This window comes from Bradyrhizobium sp. HKCCYLRH3099 (genome assembly GCF_051167855.1).
Lineage (GTDB): Bacteria > Pseudomonadota > Alphaproteobacteria > Rhizobiales > Xanthobacteraceae > Bradyrhizobium.
In genome coordinates this window covers 195,403-216,339 of record NZ_JBNPTW010000001.1, presented here as the reverse complement: position 1 = coordinate 216,339, position 20,937 = coordinate 195,403, and the positions used below count along the sequence as shown (strand labels likewise).

Sequence of the window (20,937 nt, the reverse complement as noted above, 5' to 3'; positions counted from 1 at the left end):
ACGAAGAAGGTAGTTAACTCCCCATCGCATTGTCAACGACGGAGTGCAATCTAAGAGGCGCCGCCGTGCCGAAGTTTCCGTCAGAACCAGCTCAGCGGCAGTTCCAGGTCGTGCCCTCGGTGCAAATCGACTTCCCGGATGACGAGACGATGCGGATCAGTCACGAAGCCATGTGCCAGGCGCGTTCTGTTCAGAGCCGACGATCGCTGAAGCGCGAGACGTCCTGATCGGCGGCGCGTCGGTTCAGCGCCTCCACCATGTCCGGTAGTAGAAATACAGCAGACCGCCGGCGATCGCGGCGCCGCCGGGAATGATCGCGACGGAGAGCAGCACGGCCGCCAGGATCACCAGCGCCGTGACGTACCATGGCGGCCGCTGCTTCGTGGGCGTGGTCGACGGATTGGCCGAACCGGCCGCCTGCGGCTCGTTCGCGCGTGTCGCGCCCCAGACCGGTGGCGGCACGATCGGCGGGCGCGACGGGCCGGGCGCGTTGGCGCGCGCCTGTGCGGCCTGCTTCTTCTCCTCCTGCCGCGCCAGCGCGACCAGCACCGGGTCCGGTGCCGGCGGCGGCCGCATCGCGGGAGTCCATTGCCGGCCGGGTGGAATCTGACCCGCGGCCGCGGCCTTGCGGAAGGCGCTGCGCGTCGGGCGCCGCGCCGAGCGCGCGGGCGCGTAGCGTGCGGCGAGTTGCTGCGCACGCGCGAGCAGCGGGCCGCCGCGCTCCGGGTCCACCATGACGGCGAAGTGCCCGAAGCCGAGCAGCGAGCGGATCACGTCCTTGCCGGGGCCGAACTGCTTGCCGGCGGGCCCATGGCGCTCGACCTGCTGCAGCACCGCGCGGAAGCGGCGCATCAGGTCGCGCGGCACGGCGACGGCTTCGTTGACGGTGAGGCCGGTGACCTCCTGGCGCGCCGACCGCCGCATCACGCGCGTCTTGTCCGGATGCACCTTGAAGCCTTCGGCCTCGACGATGCCATGGACGGCCTTGAGCAGAGTGCCGATCTTCTTCACCGCCTCGCCCGAGCCGGAGAAGGTCATGTCGTCGGCATAGCGGCTGTAGACGAAGCCGACCGTGCGCGCGAGGCCTGCGAGGCGCCGGTCGAGCTTGCGGCAGATCAGGTTGGTGATCGCCGGACTCGTCGGCGCGCCCTGCGGCAGCAGCCGCGGACCGTCGGCGATGAAGTGACGCTCGCCGTCGAGCGTGACCTCGTCGACCATCGGCTCGGTGCACAACAGCGCAAGCGGAATCGCGACGGACTCGGCATAGCCGAGCGCCTCGAACAGGCCCTTGACGCGGACATAGGTCAGCGTCGGAAAGAAATCCTTGAGATCGAGATTGATCACCACGTCGCGACCGACATGGTTGCGCGCATTGGTCAGGATCGAGCGCTCCGGCGCGAAGCCGTGCGCGGCCTCGTGCAGCGGCACTCGGCCCAGGATGTTGTCGAGCACCCAGTATTGCGCGCGCTTGAGGCGCGGCATCGGCGCCGAGATCAGCCGCTCGCCGCCGCTCTTCTTCGGGATCGTGAAGCGCTGATAGTGATTGACCGACGCCACCTTCCTGTTGAAGGCGAGGAAGCGCAGCTCGGCGAGCGCAATGCCCATCGCATCGGCCAGCGCCTTGGCGTCCGCGAGTGGGGGCAGGCCATCACGCAAGGGCGTGGCATTCGTTCGGCTATGAAGTCCGGGCGAAACATCCTCGCCGAGATAGAGCACGTCGCGCTTGCGCCGCTCGTACCAGGCAAACGCCCGCGTCTGCCGCGCCTCGGCATGGCGACGCCTGGTCTCCTGGCGCCTCGCCATCGCCTCGGCCTTGCGGCGCTTGTGCATTTCTTTCAATGCGCGCACGGGATCGCCGAGCGCGGCGTTCTGACGCTGCAATTCGGCGAGTTCGCGAATGGCCTCCGCACGGTTGCGGATGGCCTCCGCAGCCGGCGCGGGCGCTGCTTCGCCATCGGGCCAGAATCCGAGCCGGATCATCTCTTCGAGAATGACCTCGTCCTTCGAGGATTCCCGGATTCGGTCGTAGAGCTCCTGGCGCGTGAGCTTGCCCGGCGAAACGGTGTCGGTCACGCGGCCGGCCCTCCGGTCAGGAGGGTCGCTGCAGAGCGGTCAAGAGAGATCGGAAGGAGCGCAGGCCGGTTTGCCTTCGTCTTCTCCAAGAACTGGATCGATCCACTCGAAGCCGGGGCGCCCACCCATCCGCAATTGGGTTCAAAGAACCCATTCTGCGATTGCGGATGGGTGGGCAGCCCCGGCCCAGTGAAGATCGGGCCAGTGACGCATGCATGGTCATGGTGCAAGGACGGCGATACGCCGCCCGGATTGCAAGGTCCTGACCGGCCTGCGCTCTTCCGAAGCCAGTGATACGCGAATTGTCGTTGCCGGTTCAAGCCGGGTGGGTCGATGGCGGCTGTCATGTCGGTCATGCGATGGCCTGTCCGCGGTCTTGTGCGTGAGCCTGTGCATCTTGGGCCACGCCCTCGACCTGCGCATGGACGATGCGGCGCAGGGCCAGCATGTGCTCGCACGGACCGCGCGCCATCTTGTTGTGGATGTAGAAGTGACAGCTGCAGCGTGCCTCGACGAGACGGTCGTCGCCGTCGATCACGAGGCTGACCTGCTCGGTGCGGGCGTTGTCGAGCACGCTGCCGGTGACCGCGCGAGCGCCCTGGTTGCGGTCGATGCTGCTGATCGTGACGAGGTTCGCGGCGATCAGGCGGTCGGCCTTTTCCTCCTGCGGGCTGGCAAAGCGGAGCTGGTCCGGCGACAGCGGCTCGCGCGTCAGCTCGCGCAGGCGGTAGAGCGATTTGTCGAGATCGAACATCACGCGTCCGGCCTGGGTGTAGGCGGTGAGCGCGGCATGCACGAGCGGCTCGCCGGTGCCGGTCTGCCGCGACAGCTCGGCGGCGGTCGCCGCATGCGCGCTGCTGAGCGCCGTAAAGATCCGCTGCGCCGTGTCATCATCGACCTTGTGGCGCGGCGCGAGCAGGTCGAACTGTCCGGCCGAGGACCAGTCGTTCGCTGTCCAGCCGGACAGGCCAAGCGTGAAGCGCAGGCCGCCGAAATCGACGACGAAGAACGAGGGCAGGCCGCTGCCGGTCAGGTGCACGCGCACCGACCGCGCCAGTGCCAGTGTGCGCCCGAGGATCGCGAGCCGGCGCCGGCCCCAGATGCGGATCTCGGCGGCGCTCGGGCCGCGATAGATCGAGCGGCGGAAGCGGAGCCGTTCGTTCCATGGCTCGATCACCACCTCCACCGGCGCATCCGGCGTCAGCACGAAGCGCAGCGAGCGCGGGCCGGCCTTCTCCTTCTTCTGCGCGAGCCGGGTGAGGATGTTGGCCATGTCGACGGGATGCAGGTCGAACACATGCGCCGGCAGGGTCATGGCGCTCGACACCTGCAGGAAGCCGCGCACCCAGCTGTCCGGCAGGTCGATCTTCTCCTCGCGAAAATCGGCGTCGCCGCCGGTCTGCACCTCGAAGCCGGAAGGGTCGATCGTCAGCGTCGTGTCGCGATAGGAGCGGATCTTCTGGAATTCGTCGTAGAGCGCGTGGCTGTAGTCGATGTTGGTGGTACCGAACGCCATCTCGCCGAGGCTTTCGAACACGTCGTGATCGCAGGACAGCCGGCCGTAGCTGGACTCGTCGAGGCTGAAGCACTCGAAGAAGATCTCGTCCGGATGCACCGTGATGACCGGATCGAGCACGATCCAGGCATCGCGATCCCGTTTGTAGAGGTAGTCGAAATAGGCCCGCTGCGCCTTCCAGTAGGGCTGCATCAGGACATTGCGCTGCTGGTCCAATCCGCGAATGCGGGCCTGCAGCTCCGCGATGCGCGGCTTCAGCGCTTCGGACTGCGCGGTCGCCTCGGCGAGGAAGGTGGCCTCGTTCTGCTTCAGCCATTCGAAATAGGCGGTGCGATCGCGCGGCTTGAAGCGCAGGTCGGAGACGACGACGTGATGCAGCGCCGAGATCGCCTCGCGGAAGGCGATGTGGCGCGCGACCTTGCCGGTGAAGAAGGTCGGCTGCCGCAGCGTGTCCGGCGCAAAAGCAAATGACGACGCGGCGGCATCGGATGAGGCGCTGGTGCTGCCGAGAAAACGATAGGCGAAATTCATGCGGCGCTTCCGCTGAGATGCGAGCCGCCCTCGGGGCTGCGCCCGGCGCGGGCCACGGTGACGGGCAGCGTCAGATCCGGCCAGGCGCGGGCGATGTCGCGCAGGATCAGCAGCGCGGGCGCCTTGTCGCGAAGCGTGACGCTCAGGGTGAAGTCGTGCAGCAGCTGCGCGATCTCGGCGGCGCGCTCGCGGTGCGCCAGCGCCTCGTGGCGCAGCGCCGTGAAGATCCGGTCCTTGGCCACGCGGCCGCGGTTGATCTGCATCAGGATGATGCGCGCCTGGGTCATGAACTTGGCGAACACGGCAGGATCCGACAGCGCCGCGCCGGTGAGCAGCTCGGTCACGAAAAGATGGAAGCTGCCCGAGGGATGCTCAAGCACGCGGCCCAGCACGTCGGCGATGTCGCCGTCGGACAGGCTGCGCCGCAGCAGCACGCGGGCGCTGTCCTGCACCGCTGCTACGGTGGAATCCGCCATCACCGCCAGCGCCGAAGCCGGCAGCGCCTCGCTCGGCCAGGCCGTCAGCCGGTTCACTGCGGCGGCTCGGACATCCTCCCACTCGCTCTCGACCAGCAGCACGGCGTTCTCGGGATCGGCGCGGAAGCGGGCTTCGTCGGCGGCGAAGGCCTGCAGCACGAAGCGGCGCACGGCGACCAGTGCATGGTTGCCGAGGCGGGCGAGCTGGCGGACCGAGAACTGCGCGGGATCGCGGCTCCCGAGCAGCTTCGCGCCGAGCATGCGGGCGCCTGTCGCGCGGGCCTGCAGAAGGCGCCACAGCGTGCCGTCATCGACGTCGGCCGCCGCCGGCGGCAGAGCCGTGGTAAACAGCGCGACCATGTCGACGGCATGGCCTTCGACCGGCTCGGAACGAAACAGGATGGCCATCAGCAGGTCGCGCACCCTCATCGCGAACGCCGAATCCGCCGCCGCGAGGCGCGCGAGCAGGGGTCGCGCCGCCGCGCGCAGGCCGGCATGAGTGCCGGTGGCCGCGAGCACGATGCCGTCGCGATGCTCCGCCAGCGCAGCGTCGTCGAGCCGGCCCAGCAGGCTCATCGCGGCGGCGCGGATCTCGGGCGCGTCGGCCAGCAGGATTGCCTGCAGGAAGGCCGGGGGCAGGTCAGCGGGCTTCGTCGGCGTGACGGCGATGAGCTGGATGCTCGCCGCCTGGACCTCAGGGCTGCCATGGCCGGTGAGGCCTTCGATCACCTCCGGCTGCAGCGGGCAGTCGCGATCGGGCCAGAGCTGCGGCAGCAGGGCGACGGCGGCTGACAGGCCGGCGCGCTGGAGGTCGTCGAGCTCTGCCGGCAATTGCGCGAGCCAGGCCGCGAACGCCTCCGTCGCCAGCGCGCGCTGCTCGCGTGACGGCGCACGGTCGCGCAGCCAGGCGCGGGCCCGGCTTTGCACATGCTCGTAGGGGCTCGTCAGCGTAGCCAGCGCAAGGTCTGTGTGGCCCCAAGGCCAGTCGGCGCGATCGTCGATGGCGCGGATGGCGAGGTCGCGCATCTCCTGTGCGCCCGTCGCGAGCAGCGCCGCGATCAGGACCGCATCGGCCTTTCCGGCGTCGATCAGACGCCGCGCGATCCCCGCTGCGAGCGTGGTGACCTCCGGATAGGGCGAGGTCAGCAGGCCGCCGATGGCGGCGATGTCCATCGCTTCCGGCCGTGGCGCACCCTGCTGCAATGCCAGCGCGGCAAAGCGTGCGGCATCGTGGTTGCGCGCCAGCGCCGCGATACGGAGCAGGGATTGCGGCTGGGCATCCCACAGCGCCGGGAAGGCCTCCTGGCGCCGGCCGGCGATGCGCGCGCCGACATGACGATGCGTCAGCGCCTTGTCGTTGAAGCGGCTGGTCTCGGCCGCGCCATACAGCAGATGGCTGGCGCTCCAGACCCGGCTCAGCGCCTCGGTGGCGTGCGGAACGGACTGATAGCGGCCGTCGATGGCGACATAGCCGGTCCATTCCACCGGCTTGCTGCCGTCGGCGTCGGTGAAGGCGAGGAGGAGCTCGCTCGCCATCGCCGTGAAGGCGTCCTGGCCGAGCTCGGCGCGCTTGCGCAGCATGCGCCAGGCGCGCCGCTTGAAGTAGAACAGGGTCTGGTCGGACAGCGCGAGCCGCGGCACGGCGCTGGCTTGCTCCTCGCTGAGCTTCAGCGGCTGGCGCAAGCCGGGCAGCCAGACCTGATCGCGATAGACGTGGTCGCGGCGATACATCGGCGTCGCCAGCTCGAACTGCCGCGCCGTCGCGGCGAACAGCGGGCCGTCGTCGGTGAGATCGGCATATTTGAACAGCCGCCGCAGCACCTGCACGTAAGGTGGACGGGGCGTCATCGCGCGCACGGCCGACAGCAGCGTGCGGCGCGCGGCGGCGTCGGCGAGCGCGTGATGGGCGAGGGCGATCAGGTACTGATTGCCGAAGGTCGGCTGCGATGCGCTCGCCGTCGCCAGCGCCTGCAGCAGCGCCGCGCCATTGCCGCCTGCAAGCGCCGCCTCGATGTCGCCGTTGGCGGCCGCATCGCTGGTGCGCGGCAGCGACGGGCGCGGCGGCGAGCGCTGCGCGCCCATCAGCTCGCTCGCCAGCGCATAGGCCGCGTAGTCGCGGGTCACGGGACTGACATTGGTCTCCGCGCAGCTGCGCAGCAGGTCGGCGGCGCTTCCGCCGCCGCAGCGCGCCAGCGCATAGACCAGGCTGTAGCTCGCATTCGCCGCGCCGGCCTTCTGCGCGAAGGCGGCGAGTTGCGGATAGGCGGCGGCCAGCCGGATCACGCCGAGACGCCAGAACAGCCGGTCGCGCTCCGCGTCGCTCCAGCCGCCGCGGATACAGAGCGCGAGCTGTTTCAGCAACGCCGTATCGCGGCCGTCATTGGTGGTTCCGGCGTTGAGCTCCATCAACGGCGGCGCGTCGCCATCGACGCGGCGATAGCCGCCATTGATCTTGGACACCACGACGCTGTCGAACAGCTTGTCGGCGTTGGCGCGGGTGACCGGCGACGTCGTCTTGGTGCCGTCGCGCAGCGAGCCGCCGCGACGGCCATAGCGGAAATTGACCAGATAGCGCGCGTCGCCGTCGCCGCGTTCGAGATCGACGAGATCGACTTCGTAGACCTTGTCGGACTTGCCCTCCTTCATCCAGAGGCGCACCGAGCGAATGACTTGCATGGACTGCCCCTGGGAGGTTCGGGCGGCCTACATGGCAAGCCGGGCACGCCGCGTCAACGGGCGGGTGCGCCGATGCCACACGAGGGCAATGTGGCATGGCGGTGGCAACGGCATCGCGCCATTGGCGCGTTGAAAGCCGGAGACCGCGCTGTGTCGCCGCAGCCGCCATCGTATCGGCGTCGCCTGATATTGGGGCAATCGGTGCTCTGAGCAAGAGGTTGACGGCGCAGACAATGTTTCGCCCTTTCAGAGCAGCCGGAATCGCTGAACGAAATTCGACTCCGTTTGTGGCTTTTTCTGGCGTGGTTTCATCTGGCGTGACTTCGCAGCCCCGCGGCGCGACGGCGTCCGGGTCGTGCTGGTCATTCGCCCTCGAATCAGGAGAGGGCGCGGGGAATGCCGGGCGCTGGCCGCACCCATGGCCCGCCTGCAGAAAAAAAGCAGGCGGCAGTCACCACAGGTTCAGCCGAGACATCCCGGCATTCCCCGCGCGATGGTTGGGCGGCTTATACGTCCTCTCCCCGGGGACCGGGCTTTTTTGCCCCCGTCACGGACGGATCATCATCACCATCCGCTTGACCTCAGCATCGGGAGGCCAGGACCCTACGATTTCGCCGGCGCATCGGGCTCGTTCGTCCACATGGCCCAAGGCCATGCTGCGAGCCGACACACCCACCGCATCCCACCCCACGCGTCGTGACGATCGCGATGCGCCCCTCTCGGCGAGGCGGGACAGGGGCATCCAAGCAGACTTTCGTAGAAAGCGAAATCGATTTATTTTTTGTGAGACGACTGGACACAGGTCATCTGACTGAGACGACGGAAGAAATCAGTTTTCCGGCGCACGGCTTTGGCTTGCCCGGCGGGTACAGGTGAGAGTCTGCGCGAGGCATGAGTCGCCCGTCGGGCTCGTGTGCAGGCCCGACTGCCGCCGCCCGCGGCTATTTTCCGTAGGCTCCTTGGTAGCGGCCCGCGCGGATGCTCGCCAGGATGTCGGCCTCGCGCTGCTCCTGCGCGCGCGTCATCTCCAACAGCAGCGAAGCGCGTTCCGGCGCGAAGGCCACGACGCCGTCGGCATCGCCCACCACGACGTCGCCGGGTGCCACCACCATGCCGCCGATCGAGACCGGCTCGTTGATGGTGCCCGGCCCGTTCTTGTAGGGGCCGCGATGGTTGGCGGCGCGCGCGAACACCGGAAACGGCGACGCCATCAGCACGGCGGAATCGCGGATGGCGCCGTCGAGCACGATTCCGGCCGCGCCGCGTTGCTCGGCGATCGCGGCGATGATCTCGCCGACGAGGGCGCGCGTCTCGTCGCCGCCGCCATTGATCACGAGCACATCGCCGGGCTTGATCAGATCGAGCGCGCGATGGACGAACAGATTGTCGCCCGGCGCGGTGTCGACCGTGAGCGCGATCCCGGCCATGGGCGTTCCCTTGTAGAACGGCTTGAGGCCGATCGCGCCCGGCAAACGCTCGAGATTGTCGCTGATCACGGCCGTCGGAATCTGCCTGAAGGCGGCAATCCGGCCGGGATCGACTGTCGCAACCGGCGGCCGTTCGGTGTCACTCATTGTCGCTCTCCTCGATGCGTGCCGTCGGATGGCTGCGCAGCCACGGGTGTAGGACTCGCGCTAAATTCAGAAAACAGATAAATGACGATGTCATATCATCGCTTTTGAGAATGTCTTATGATCACGCTGAAGCAGCTCGAGGCGCTGCATTGGATCGCGGAGCTCGGTACGTTCGAGCGCGCCGCGGCGAAGCTCAACACGACGCAGTCGGCGATCTCCAAGCGGGTCCAGGAGCTCGAAGCGTCCGCGCGCGTGCCGCTGTTCGACCGCCGCCAGCGCGGTGCGCGGCTGACCGAGCGGGGCGAGGAGATCCTCGCTCTGGGCCGCCAGATGCTGACGCTGCAGGAGCAGATCCTGGCGCTGAGGGACGGGCGGCAGTCCCCAGCCCGCCGGCTGCGCCTTGGCGCCACGGAACTGTCGGCGCTGACATGGTTGCCGCGCCTCGTCTCGGCCATTCGGGAGCAGCATCCTGCCGTGGTGATCGAGCCTGAAGTGGAGACCACCCGCACGCTCTACGATCGCCTGATGGAAGGCAGCATCGACCTGATCGTGGTCCCTGAGGTGTTTTCCGATCCGGATGTGACCTCGGTCAGGCTCGCGGAAGTACAGAACGTCTGGACCGCGCGCCCTGGTCTGGTTCGGTCGCGGCGGTCGCTCGGCTTCGAGGAACTCGGGGAATACACTCTCCTGATGCAGGGCCGCCGCTCCGGGCAGGGGCTCTACATCAATCGGTGGCTGACGGCGAACGGTGTCGCCTTCAAGCGGGCGATTACGGTCGACAATCTCACCGCTCTCGTCGGTCTCGCCGTGGCCGGCCTCGGCATCAGCTACCTTCCGCAACGTTGCTTCCGGCCGCTTTTTGCCGAGGGAAAATTGTCCGTCGTACCGGTCAAGCCGGCGCTTCCCGCCGTGCCGTATTCGGCGATGTATCGCAACGACAGGCCGTCGGCGCTCACGGCCGTCGTGGCCGAACTGGCGCGCAGGACCTGCGACTTCAGCCGGCAGCTCCAGGGCTAGAGCTCCGAGATAGACATCACTTTTTGGAATGGACCCAGAAGCGTTTTTATCCCTTTTCATCGCAGTCGGCCGAAGCGAGGCTGCGGCCCGCTGCACCATGCAGGGAATGACGACGAGGAGAGGCTTCGATGCGCCGATGGGGATGCGTACTGGCACTGGTTCTGGCGGCACATGCGGCTAGCGCCGAGGAGTTGACCGGCACGCTGCAGAAGATCAAGGAAACCGGCAAGATCGCGGTCGCCTTCCAGGAAGCGGCGGTGCCCTTCAGCTATCTCGACGGCAACCAGAAGCCGGTGGGCTACGCGCTCGACATCTGTGCGCGGATCGCCGACGCCGTGAAGCGGGAGCTCGGGCTGCCCAACCTCGTGGTCGAGACCGTTCCGGTCACCTCGTCCACCCGCATTCCGCTGATGACCAACGGCACCATTGACCTTCTCTGCGCCTCCACCACCAACAACGCGGAGCGCCAGAAGCTCGTCACCTTCACCAACACGCATTTTCTCAGCGCAACGCGGTTCGCCGCCAAGGCGTCGAGCTCGCTGCGGCGGATCGACGATTTGAAGGGCAAAACGGCCGTTGCGATCGCCGGGTCGACCAACATCGCGCAACTGAACAAGGTCAATGTCGAGCGCAAGCTCGGGATCACCATCGTTCCCGCCAAGGACCAGGCCGAGGCGTTCCTGATGCTCGAGACCGACCGGGCGCAGGCCTATGTGCTCGACGACGTCCAGCTTGCGGTCGCGATCGCGCGCTCCAAGGAGCCGGCCGCCTATGTCATCAGCGAAGATGCGTTCTCCAAGGCCGAGCCATTCGGCATCATGCTGCGCAAGGATGATGCCCCGTTCAAGGCCATCGCCGACCGCGTCACCGCCGAGCTGTATCAGAGCCCGGAGATCGAAAAGCTCTACAAGACCTGGTTCGAATCGCCGGTGCCGCCGACCGGGACCAATTTCAACTATCCGATGCCGGCTGCGTTGCGCGCTGCGTTCAAGAAGCCCAGCAGCAGTCCCGATCCGGATGCCTATGCAGCCGAATGAAGCCATGGATCGCGTCGGCTGATCCGAACTGATGCGGCCGATCTACCCGCGACTCGCCGTCAGCTGCTGCCGGTAGCGCTCGGCGTCCCAGTTGAGCAGCATCTGCTCATGCTGTGACGAGAGATAGCTGATCTCGGCCGACAGCGGCAGGCGGCTGGTGACCAGCGCGAGGCAGCTCAGCATGGCCTCCGCGCCGGGACTGGCATCGTTGCGGATGATGGCGCCGAGACCCGGCGCCAAGGCCGCGACGGGCGCGGGGAGGCCGGCTGCGCGCGCGCGCGACAGCAGCGTGGCGAGACCATCGGCACCTTCGATCGTCGGCAGGCCCGGGCCGAGAAACACCACATGGTCCGGATACAGCGAGCCGCCGGTCGCGACCGCGCGGCTGAACGGATCGGTGGCGATGCCATGACAGCCTGCGTCGGCCGGCAGGCGATACTCGGTGCCGGCGCAGAGCCGGCGCAAGGCGGCATCGTCTGCCGCTTGTGTTGCGCGCACCGGCAAGGACAGCCGCGTCTCGATGTCGCGGACCAGCGCCTCGGCGTCCTCGCAGGTCTCGGCGCCGACGACCAGGCCGTGATTGCCGAGGATGAGCACGTCGACGCTCTCGCTTGCGACGATCGCGCCGACCGCGCGCGCCAGCGGCAGCCCCGGATGGACATAGTCGACATGACGCCAGGCGAGCCCGTCGAGCCGCGCGGCAAATTCATCGCGCGCGTCGCGGCGCGCCGCCCAGGCGATGGTGTTGACGGCATGCACATGCAGCACGACCCGGTGCGGCATCAGCGCGTGCAGCGAGGTCTCGATCGACGCGCGCAAGGCACCGGGCGCGGCCAGCGGGATGCGCTCGTCGTCGCGGGCCAGCGCCTCGCGCGCCGCCGTCAGCAGCACCGGCACGAAGATGTCCTTGTCATTGGCGTCGGACAGCCACGTGCCGGAGGCCTTGACCCAGAGGACATCGTCATCCTTCACGGAGGAATTGCCGCCGGCGCCCTGCACGAGCAGCATGTTGCAGCCGACGCGCGCCGACATCCGGCGCAACGCATCAAGCTCGGCGGGTTCGCGCATGGTCGGTCTCCTTCACCAGCTCAGTTGCTGCATCGTCCAGTTCGGCATGCGGCGCGTCGACGCCGCGAGCTTTCGCGTGGCCGCAGCAAGATCAGGCGCGCCGGCCAGCGCGGTGCGATGCACGCCATCGGCAAGCAGCAGGGTCTGCAACCCCATGGCACGCGCGCCGGCGACGTCGTGGTCGAGCGAGTCGCCGATCATCAGGACACGCCGCGGATCGGGACGCCCGAGTTGCTCCAGCGCCGCCTCGAAAATCGGCGCATGCGGCTTGCCGACGAAGGTTACCGCGCCGCCGAGCCACGCATAGGCGCGCGCCAGCGTGCCGGGGGCGGGGACGAGGCCGCTCGCACCGAACATCATCAGGTCGGGATTGGCGCAGATCATCGGCACGCGGCGCGCCGCCGCTCGCGCGAACTGGTCCCGCCAGAGATCGGGCTCGGCCAGATCATCGTCGAGCCCGCCGAGCAGGATGAAATCGGCCTCGCGCATGTCGTCGACGGTCACGATGTCCAGGTCCTCGATCAGGGAGCGGTCGCCGCCGCGGCTGATCAGGAAGCAGGTGTCGCCGCAATCGGTGAAGGGCGCGCGCGTCCGGTCGCGCAATCCGGTCCAGGTGACTTCGCCCGAGGTCAGAATGCCGTCATAGGCCGCGCTGTTGACACCGAGCCGCGCCAGTCGCTCGGCATTCGAGCGCGCCCGTTTGCCGGAGTTGGACAGCACCAGGGTCGGCTTGTGCGCCCGCTTCAGCCTGGCGAGGCACTCCAGCGCCGCGGGAAACACGGTGCGCCCATCGTGCAGCGTGCCCCATTGATCGAGCAGCACGTGATCGAACCGGTCGGCAATCGCGGAAAGGCCGCTGATCTCACACGCCGCGGCGGTCATTGCGGCGGCCCCTGCAAGGCGAGCAGGGCGGTGCCGTAGCTGGCCTCCGTCTGCGCCGCGACGCTGACGGGCACGCCGATGACGCGCTCGCGCATCCGCATCCAGGCGTGGTTCCTGGCGCCGCCGCCGATGCTGATGACCCGCCGCAATGTCGGCGCGCCGAGCGCCTGCAGGCGCCGATAGGCCAGCGCCTCGACATCGGCGATGCCCTCGAGCAGCGCCTGGAAGAAGCGATGATCCTCCGCCGGCCGCGGCGTAATCCGCGGCGCCAGCGCGGGATCGGCGATCGGGAAACGCTCACCGGGTTTCGGCAGCGGATAATAGCCGAGCCCGATGGGCTCGTCGGGGCGCAGTAAGGGTGTCATGCGGTCCATGTCGTCGGCGGAGAAATGCGCGAGCAGCGCGGCGCCACCGGAGTTCGACGCGCCGCCGGCGAGCCATTTGTCGCCGAGCCGGTGCGAGTAGACGCCCTGATCGGCGGCAAAGATCGGCTGGGTCGCGATCAGCTTGACCACGAGCGTGGTGCCGAGCGAGGTGACGGCATCGCCCGGCGCGTCGGCGCCGGTGGCGATGAAGGCGGCCACGCCATCGGTGGTGCCGGCGACGATGCGCGCGGAGGACCCGATGCCGAGCGCGCGCGCGATCGCGGGATCGATCTCGGCGAACGGCGTGCCGGGCACCAGGATGGTCGGCAGCACCTCGCGCGGCACGCCGAGCTGATCGAACCAATCGGGAAAGCAGCGCTGCACCGGATCATAGCCGAGCTTGAGCGCGTTGTTCTCGTCGCTGACGCCATGACGGCCGGCGAGCCGGCCCGCAATCCAGTCGGCCTGATGCGCGACGCGGACAGCGCCGCCGGTCGACGCCAGCAGATGCATCAGTTTCGCGAGCGGACTACTGGTGCCATGCGCGCCGCTCTCCGGCGGTGCGACCGCGGCAATCCGCCTGGCCTCATCGACGGCGCGTGCATCGTTGTACATCAGCCCCAGGGAGCGGGGACGTCCGTCGCCGTCGATCAGCAGCAGCGTGCCTGACGTGCCGTCGACCGCGATGCGCGCGGCGGCGCGCAAATCGACGGCTTCGCCGAGCTTGCCGAGCGCCGATGTGGTCGCCCGCCACCACAGCTCGGGATCCTGGTCGATGGCTGCGCCATCCTGACGCGGCGATGCGAGCGGCACAGAAGCTGCGCCCTGGATCGCGCCACTGGCATCGATCGCGCAGGCGCGCACGCCGCTCGTTCCGACATCGATGCCGACAAACAACTCCCTCATGCGACCTCTTCTCGTTGTGACCAGGCGAGCATGCCTGCCCGCGCGATCCCGTCAGTCCCTGACGCGCTGCAGCACGTTTGGGGGATTGACGGCCGGATCGGTGTCTGCAATTTTTTGCAAGACGTGAAGAAATTTGCAAGCAGGCAATCGCGCGTGACGACAGCTTCCGACAGGGCGCCCATGGTGGACGGCGAGGCCTCGCTGGCGACGCGCGCGGCGTGGCTGTATTTCGCGGCCGGACTGACGCAGTCGGAGGTCGCCGACCGCCTGAACATCCAGAGCACCAAGGCGCATCGGCTGATCGCGCGCGCCAGCCGCGAGGGCATGATCCGCGTCTTCGTCGAAGGGCCCGTCGCGGAATGCGTCGCGCTGGAGAACGCGCTGGCCGACCGCTATGGCCTCGACTTCTGCCGCGTGGCGCCAGATCTCGGCGAGGGCGATCTGCCACTGAAGGCGCTGGCGCTGGAGGGGGCGAGCTTCCTGCGCCAGGTGCTTGAGCGCGGCGACGACAAGATCATCGGTGTCGGCCACGGCCGCACGCTCGCGGCCGTGGTGGCGCAACTGCCGCAGACGCCGGCGCGCGACGTGCAGTTCGTCTCGCTGCTCGGCGGCCTCACGCGCAAGTTCGCGGCCAATCCGTTCGACGTGATCCACCGTCTCGCCGAGCGCACCGGCGCCGAGGCCTATCTGCTGCCGGTGCCGGTGTTCGCCAACTCCGTGGCCGACCGCCGCGTCCTGATGCAGCAGTTCGGCATATCAGACGTGTTCGCGCTGGCGCAGCAGGCCTCGCTGCTGTTCGTCGGGATCGGCCAGATTCACGCCGACGGCTTCCTGGTGTCGAGCGGCATGATCAAGCCCGACGAGGTCGTCGAGCTGAAGCGCGCCGGCGCCTGCGCCGATCTGCTCGGCCACTTCTTCAACGCCGACGGCGAGTTGCTCGATCTCGATCTCTCCGCGCGCGCGACCTCGATGGCGGCGAGCGAGCTGAAGAAACACCGCATCGTCGCCATCGGCGGCGGCGAGGCAAAACTCACAGCGCTGCGGGCGGTGCTGCGCAGCGGCTTCCTGAACGGCCTCATCATCGACGAGGTCACGGCTCAGGCACTCACGACCGACAAGCCGGAGAAAACATCCGGTCACTCCAAGAAGAAAAGTCGGAAGGGCAGGTAACGCGAACAAGTCTCATCATAAAAAATAGGGAGGGTTGAATGTACGATCGTGAGAAGAATCTCTTTGCGTCCTATGCGGGCAAGCGCATCAGCCGGCGCGATCTGCTCGACGGCGCTGCCAAGCTCGGCATCGCCGGCGTGGCCGCCAATGCCGCCTTTGCCTCGGCGATGTCGAAGGCGATGGCCGCCGACTTCAACTGGAAGGCCCACAGCGGCAAGACCGTCAAGCTGCTGCTTAACAAACATCCTTACGTCGATGCGATGATCGGCGACATCGAGGCGTTCAAGAGCCTGACCGGCATGAACGTCACCTACGACATCTTTCCGGAGGACGTCTATTTCGACAAGGTCACGGCGGCGCTGTCGTCGAAGTCGGATCAGTACGATGCCTTCATGACCGGCGCCTACATGACCTGGACCTATGGTCCGGCCGGCTGGATCGAAGACCTCAACACCTACATCAAGGATCCGGCCAAGACCAATCCGGCGTTTGCCTGGGACGACGTGCTGCCGGGCCTGCGCTCCTCGACCGCCTGGGACGGTGTCGCCGGCTCCGAGCTCGGCTCCGGCAAGGCGAAACAGTGGTGCATTCCGTGGGGCTACGAGCTCAACAACATCACCTATAACCGTAACATCTTCAGCAAGGTCGGCGTCAAGCCGCCGACCAATCTCGACGAGATGCTGGAGGTCGCGGCCAAGATCACCAAGGATGCCGGCGGTCCCTATGGCGTCGGCGTGCGCGGCTCGCGCTCCTGGGCCACGATCCATCCGGGCTTCCTGTCGGCCTATGCGAATTTCGGCCAGAAGGACTTCGTGATGGAGGGCGGCAAGCTCAAGGCCGCGATGAACACCAAGGCCTCGAAGGACTTCCACGAGAAGTGGGTCAAGATGATCCAGGGTTCGGGTCCCAAGAACTGGTCGACCTATACCTGGTACCAGGTCGGCACCGATCTCGGCGCCGGCGCGTCGGGCATGATCTTCGACGCCGACATTCTCGGCTACTTCATGAACGGCGGCGAGAACAAGGAGCGCGGCAATCTCGGCTACGCGCCGTTCGCGGCCAATCCGGCCGCCAAGGCGCCGACGCCGAACGTGTGGATCTGGTCGCTCGCGATGTCGAGCTTCTCCAAGCAGAAGGATGCGGCCTGGACCTTCATGCAATGGGCGGCCTCGGTCGAGCACGACCTGTTCGGTGCGCGCAAGATGGACTTCGTCAATCCGGTCCGCACCTCCGTGTGGAAGGACAGCGAGTTCCGCGACCGCATTGCCAAATCCTATCCGGGCTATCTCGAGCAGCATGACCTCTCGGCGCCCGGAGCCAAGATCTACTTCACGGCGCAGCCGCTGTTCTTCGATCTCACGACCGAATGGGCGGCGTCGCTGCAGAAGATGGTGGCCAAGGAGATCACCGTCGACGAGGGCCTCGACAAGCTGGCCGACAGCATCAACCGTCAGTTGAAGCAGGCCGGCCTCGGCTGAGGCTGGACGCGCACTCTCCATGACCACCCGCCGGTCCGGCCGCTCCCCACAAGCGTCCGGACCGGCCCATCTCCCTGCGACGATGTGATCACGCCTGTCATGAGCATGGCCCAACTTGTCGAGACCGAAGCGGCGCCGCGCCGCACGAAACGCTGGCGCGGGCGGCTGCTGCCGTATCTCCTGAGCCTGCCGGCGCTGCTGGTGTGCATCGCCATTCTGGTGCCGTTCGTCACTGCCGCGGTGTATTCGCTGCAGCGCTACCGGCTGAACCTGCCGTATCTGCGCGGCTTCATCGGCGTCGACAATTACATCGACTTCCTGTCGGATCTCGCGTTCTGGAATACGCTGCGGATCTCTCTCGTCTACACCGCGGTGACTGTCATCGCCGAGCTGCTGCTCGGTCTCGGCATCGCGCTCTTGCTGCGGCGTCCCACGCGCTTCCACAACGCGGTCTCGATCATGCTGCTGCTGCCGCTGATGACGGCGCCGGCGATCGCCGCGCTGATGTGGAAGCTGATGACCAATCCGAGCTTCGGCATCCTGTCCTATCTGGTCGGGCTGCTCGGCGCCCACGACTTCAAATGGGCGTCCGACCCGTCGACCGCGCTGTTCACGGTCGTGCTGGTCGACGTCTGGGTCTACACGCCCTTCATCATGATCCTGCTGCTGGCCGGCCTGCGCTCGCTGCCGCGGCAGCCGTTCGAGGCCGCGGCGCTCGACGGCGTGCCGGCGAGCTTCGTGTTCTTCCGCATCACCCTGCCGATGCTCGCGCCCTACATCATCACGGCCTCGCTGTTCCGGCTGCTCGACTCGATCCAGCAATTCGACATCGTCTATGCGATGACCCAGGGCGGGCCAGGGGACCGGCTGATGGTGTTCCAGGTGCAGGCCTATCTGGAGTTCTTCCAGTACACCAATGTCGGACGCTCCGCGGCGCTGCTGATGATCCTGTGGCTGATCACCAACATCCTGTCGAACATCTTCATCAAGAATTGGCTGCGGCTGCGCGAACGCGCCCACGGTCACGCCTGAAGGAGGCCGCTGATGGATCACTCCAGTCTCATGGGGCGCATCTTCCGCGGCGTTGCGCTCGCGCTCGTGCTCGTATTCTTCATGTTTCCGATCGTCTGGATCCTGCTGATGTCGTTCCAGACCAACGAGCAGATCCTGCGTATTCCGCCGCGGGTGTTGTTCGAGCCGACGCTCGCCAATTACGAGGCGTTGATCTCCGGCCAGCTCAAGACCGCCGCCGGCAATCTGCAGATCTCGTTCATGCGCAATCTGATGAACAGCTTCCTGCTGTCGAGTGCGTCCGTGATTCTGGCGCTGCTGCTCGGCGTGCCCGCGGCCTATGCCTTCGCGCGCTTCAAGTTCAAGCTCGGCGAGACCATCGCGTTCACGCTCTTGTCGTTCCGATTCGCACCGCCGCTCCTGGTGCTGCTGCCGCTGTCGCTCTACTACCAGCAGCTCGGCCTCAACGACACCTATTTCGGCATCGTCTGGGTCTATCAGCTGATCGCGCTGCCACTCATCCTGTGGATCGTGCGCGGCTATTTCGAGGACATCAGCCCGGATATCGAGCATGCCTACCGGCTGGCCGGGCATTCCTGGCGCGAGGCGTTCACGCGAATCGCGGTTCCGCTTGCCGGTCCTGGCATTGCGGCAGCGGGCCTGCTGTCGTTCATTTTCTGCTGGAACAATTTCGTCTTCGCGCTGATCCTGGCCTCGGCCGACAAGCAGCCGGTGACGGTCGGCGCGCTGGCCTTCGTCACCGCGTCCGGCATCCAATACGGCCAGATCGCGGCGGCAATCGTGCTGTCGGTGACGCCGACCCTGCTGCTCGCGCTCTATGCGCAGCGCTATCTGGTCGAAGGTCTCTCGCTCGGTGCAGTGAAGGGTTGAGCAGTCATGGCGCGTCTCGAACTCAAATCCGTCGACAAGAGCTTCGGCAGCGTCAGTTGCGCCAAGGGCGTGTCGCTGACCGTCGAGCCCGGCGAGATCGTCGCGGTGTTCGGTCCCTCGGGCAGCGGCAAGACCGTGCTGTTGCGCATGATCGCAGGCATGTTCGAGCCTGATGCAGGGGATATCCTCGTCGGCGGCCACTCGATCGTCGACGCGCCGCCGGAGCAGCGCGGCATCGGCATGGCGTTCCAGAACTTCGCGTTGTTTCCGCACATGACCGCGCGCGACAACATCGCGAGCGGTCTGCGCGCGAGCGGAGCGGCCGACGTAGCGGCAAAGGTGGCGGCGATGAGCCGGCTTCTGAAGATCGAGCATGTGCTCGGCCACAAGCCGCGCGAACTGTCCAACGGGCAGAAGCAACGCACGGCGCTGGCGCGTGCGCTGATCGGCAATCCCGAGGTGCTGCTGCTCGACGATCCCCTGCGCAACGTCGATGCCAAGCTGCGCTACGAGATGCGGCTGGAGCTGCCGAGCCTGTTGCGCCGGGGCTCTGCCGCGGTGCTCTACGTCACGCAGGACTATCGCGAGGCGATGGCGATCGCCGATCGCATCGTCGTGCTGTTCAACGGCCGTCTCGTCCAGGTGGCGCGCCCGGAGGAGATCTATTCCCGGCCGGCCTCCGTCGCGGTGGCGCGGCTGTTCGGTGACCCCAGCATCAACCTGTCCGAGGTCACGCCGCGGGCCGAGCAGGGCCGTGTGATCGCCGATCTCGCGGGAACGCAGATCCGGCTCGACGCCGAAGATGCCTCGGCCGTCGTCGGCCAGCGCTGCTGGCTCGGCGTGCGGCCCGACGATGTCATGGTGACGCGACAGGCCGGAGACGGGGCGCTTCCCGCGCGGCTGGTCGCGGTCACGCCGATCCATGAGCGCGCGGTGGTGCTGTTGCGCTTCGCCGATGGCTCGGAATGGCTGGCGGCCCTGACGCCGGACGCGCTGCAGGCCGGCGCCGATGAGGACGTCTACGTGCGGTTCGCGCCCGAGACGGTGCTGCTGTTCGACCATGCGACGGGCGAGCGCATCGGCCTCTCGCCGCGGCGGCAGGCCGCTTGATGATCTGGCCTTTGAGAGCTTGGCATTTGAGAGTTTGGGATGGGCATGCTCGAAATCCGTGACGTCGACAAGGTCTATCACACCCGCGGCAAACCGCCGGTTCACGCCGTGCGCGCGTTGAACATGGATGTGAGAACCGGCGAGATCGTCGCGCTGCTCGGCTCGTCCGGTTGCGGCAAGACGTCCACGCTGCGGATGATCGCGGGCTTCGAGAGCGTCAGCACGGGGTCGATCGCATTGGCGCAGCGTCCGATTCATGATCTGCCGCCGGCCAGGCGCAGGGTCGCGATGGCGTTCGAGGGCTATTCGTTGTACCCGCCGCTCACCGTGCGCGAGAACATCGCCTTCGCGCTGAAGGCCCAGCAATTGTCGCGGGCCGAGATCGCAGCGCGCGTCGACAGCATCGCGCGCCTGGTCGAGATCGAGGACATCCTCGATCATCATCCGCGTGCGCTGTCCGGAGGCCAGCAACAGCGCGTGTCGCTCGCCAGGGCCCTGGTGCGCGACGCCGACCTCTATCTGCTGGACGAACCGATGGGGCAGCTCGAACCGCAGCTGCGTGCGGTGCTCCGCGGCCGCATCAAGGGCCTGCTCGCCGAGCGGGGCATGACCGCCATCTTCGTCACCCATGATCAGACCGAAGCGAGCGCGCTCGCCGATCGCATCGCGGTCATGGAGGACGGCGTGCTGCAACAGTTCGCGAGCGAAAGAGAGCTGAAGAACCGTCCGGCCAATCTGTTCGTCGCAAGCTTCATCGGCGAGCCGCCGATGAACCTGCTGGACACCGTGGTGGCGCAGCAGGAGGGCGGTTTCCGTCTCTCGGCTGGCGCCGACATCGCCTTCAACATTCCCAGCCAGTCCCTCGATCCGAAGGCGCAGCAGACGCTGGCGCAGGCCGAGCGCATCAAGGTCGGCATCCGGCCGCAGCGGATCGCGATCGGCAGCGGCGAGGCGCGGCTGCGCGTCGTGTCCAACCAGTGGCTCGGCGACCAGTCGCATATTGCCGGCGAATGCGCCGGGCATCTGCTCGTCGCGGTGACGTCGCGCAAGATCGCCGCGCGGCCGGGCGATGTCGTGCCCTGCGGGCTGGAGGCCGGCCATCTTCATCTCTTCGGCGCCGATGGCGTCTGCATCCGCCATGCGGAGGCGCGCTGAT

Annotated in this window: 15 protein-coding genes; 8 read left to right on the top strand and 7 right to left on the bottom strand. The window is 67.3% G+C overall.

Annotated features, from left to right (window positions below):
• Positions 1-243: 243 nt before the first annotated feature.
• From ACQR1Y_RS01015 to ACQR1Y_RS01000, 4 genes are all read right to left on the bottom strand, one after another.
• Complete coding sequence (locus tag ACQR1Y_RS01015) at positions 244-2,073, bottom strand: reverse transcriptase domain-containing protein (protein ID WP_434878238.1); 1,830 nt, start codon at positions 2,071-2,073, stop codon at positions 244-246.
• Positions 2,074-2,425: 352 nt separating this feature from the next.
• Entirely contained in the window at positions 2,426-4,120 is a 1,695-nt protein-coding gene (locus ACQR1Y_RS01010; RefSeq protein WP_434878525.1) for an SWIM zinc finger family protein, read from the bottom strand.
• Complete coding sequence (locus ACQR1Y_RS01005) at positions 4,117-7,272, bottom strand: hypothetical protein (protein WP_434878526.1); 3,156 nt, start codon at positions 7,270-7,272, stop codon at positions 4,117-4,119. The genes ACQR1Y_RS01010 and ACQR1Y_RS01005 overlap by 4 nt, the downstream gene beginning before the upstream one ends.
• A gap of 941 nt (positions 7,273-8,213) precedes the next feature.
• The gene (locus ACQR1Y_RS01000) at positions 8,214-8,846 is read right to left on the bottom strand and encodes an RraA family protein (protein WP_434878527.1); all 633 of its coding nucleotides are present in this window, start codon (positions 8,844-8,846) and stop codon (positions 8,214-8,216) included.
• A 117-nt stretch (positions 8,847-8,963) separates the two neighbouring features.
• Here ACQR1Y_RS01000 and ACQR1Y_RS00995 point away from each other — a divergent pair, with 117 nt between their 5' ends.
• Positions 8,964-9,863 carry a LysR family transcriptional regulator gene (locus ACQR1Y_RS00995; protein ID WP_434878528.1) on the top strand — a complete coding sequence of 300 codons (900 nt, stop codon included), beginning with the start codon at positions 8,964-8,966 and terminating at the stop codon, positions 9,861-9,863.
• A 128-nt stretch (positions 9,864-9,991) separates the two neighbouring features.
• Complete coding sequence (locus tag ACQR1Y_RS00990) at positions 9,992-10,900, top strand: amino acid ABC transporter substrate-binding protein (protein WP_434878529.1); 909 nt, start codon at positions 9,992-9,994, stop codon at positions 10,898-10,900.
• Positions 10,901-10,942: 42 nt separating this feature from the next.
• On the opposite strand, the gene ACQR1Y_RS00985 is transcribed toward ACQR1Y_RS00990, so the two are convergent.
• Genes ACQR1Y_RS00985 through ACQR1Y_RS00975 form a run of 3 tightly spaced genes read right to left on the bottom strand, consistent with a single transcriptional unit; the run spans position 10,943 to position 14,121 of the window.
• Positions 10,943-11,968, bottom strand: coding sequence for a class II aldolase/adducin family protein (locus ACQR1Y_RS00985; protein WP_434878530.1), 1,026 nt, complete (start codon positions 11,966-11,968; stop codon positions 10,943-10,945).
• 12 nt (positions 11,969-11,980) lie between these two features.
• Positions 11,981-12,850: a TIGR01459 family HAD-type hydrolase gene (locus ACQR1Y_RS00980; RefSeq protein WP_434878531.1), complete on the bottom strand. Its 870-nt coding sequence runs from the start codon at positions 12,848-12,850 to the stop codon at positions 11,981-11,983.
• Complete coding sequence (locus tag ACQR1Y_RS00975) at positions 12,847-14,121, bottom strand: FGGY-family carbohydrate kinase (RefSeq protein WP_434878532.1); 1,275 nt, start codon at positions 14,119-14,121, stop codon at positions 12,847-12,849. The genes ACQR1Y_RS00980 and ACQR1Y_RS00975 overlap by 4 nt, the downstream gene beginning before the upstream one ends.
• A 180-nt stretch (positions 14,122-14,301) precedes the next feature.
• Between ACQR1Y_RS00975 and ACQR1Y_RS00970 the strand changes: the two genes are divergently transcribed.
• The 6 genes from ACQR1Y_RS00970 (at position 14,302) to ACQR1Y_RS00945 (ending at position 20,936) form a co-directional block, all read left to right on the top strand.
• A complete protein-coding gene (locus tag ACQR1Y_RS00970; protein WP_434861720.1) occupies positions 14,302-15,291 on the top strand; it encodes a sugar-binding transcriptional regulator in 990 nt (329 codons plus the stop codon).
• A gap of 38 nt (positions 15,292-15,329) precedes the next feature.
• Positions 15,330-16,769 carry an extracellular solute-binding protein gene (locus tag ACQR1Y_RS00965; RefSeq protein ID WP_434861625.1) on the top strand — a complete coding sequence of 480 codons (1,440 nt, stop codon included), beginning with the start codon at positions 15,330-15,332 and terminating at the stop codon, positions 16,767-16,769.
• Between the two features lie 105 nt (positions 16,770-16,874).
• Positions 16,875-17,801 carry a carbohydrate ABC transporter permease gene (locus ACQR1Y_RS00960; protein ID WP_434878656.1) on the top strand — a complete coding sequence of 309 codons (927 nt, stop codon included), beginning with the start codon at positions 16,875-16,877 and terminating at the stop codon, positions 17,799-17,801.
• 12 nt (positions 17,802-17,813) lie between these two features.
• Positions 17,814-18,671: a carbohydrate ABC transporter permease gene (locus tag ACQR1Y_RS00955; protein WP_434878533.1), complete on the top strand. Its 858-nt coding sequence runs from the start codon at positions 17,814-17,816 to the stop codon at positions 18,669-18,671.
• A 6-nt stretch (positions 18,672-18,677) separates the two neighbouring features.
• Complete coding sequence (locus tag ACQR1Y_RS00950; RefSeq protein WP_434878534.1) at positions 18,678-19,781, top strand: ABC transporter ATP-binding protein; 1,104 nt, start codon at positions 18,678-18,680, stop codon at positions 19,779-19,781.
• A gap of 45 nt (positions 19,782-19,826) precedes the next feature.
• The gene (locus tag ACQR1Y_RS00945) at positions 19,827-20,936 is read left to right on the top strand and encodes an ABC transporter ATP-binding protein (RefSeq protein WP_434878657.1); all 1,110 of its coding nucleotides are present in this window, start codon (positions 19,827-19,829) and stop codon (positions 20,934-20,936) included.
• Position 20,937 lies beyond the last annotated feature (1 nt).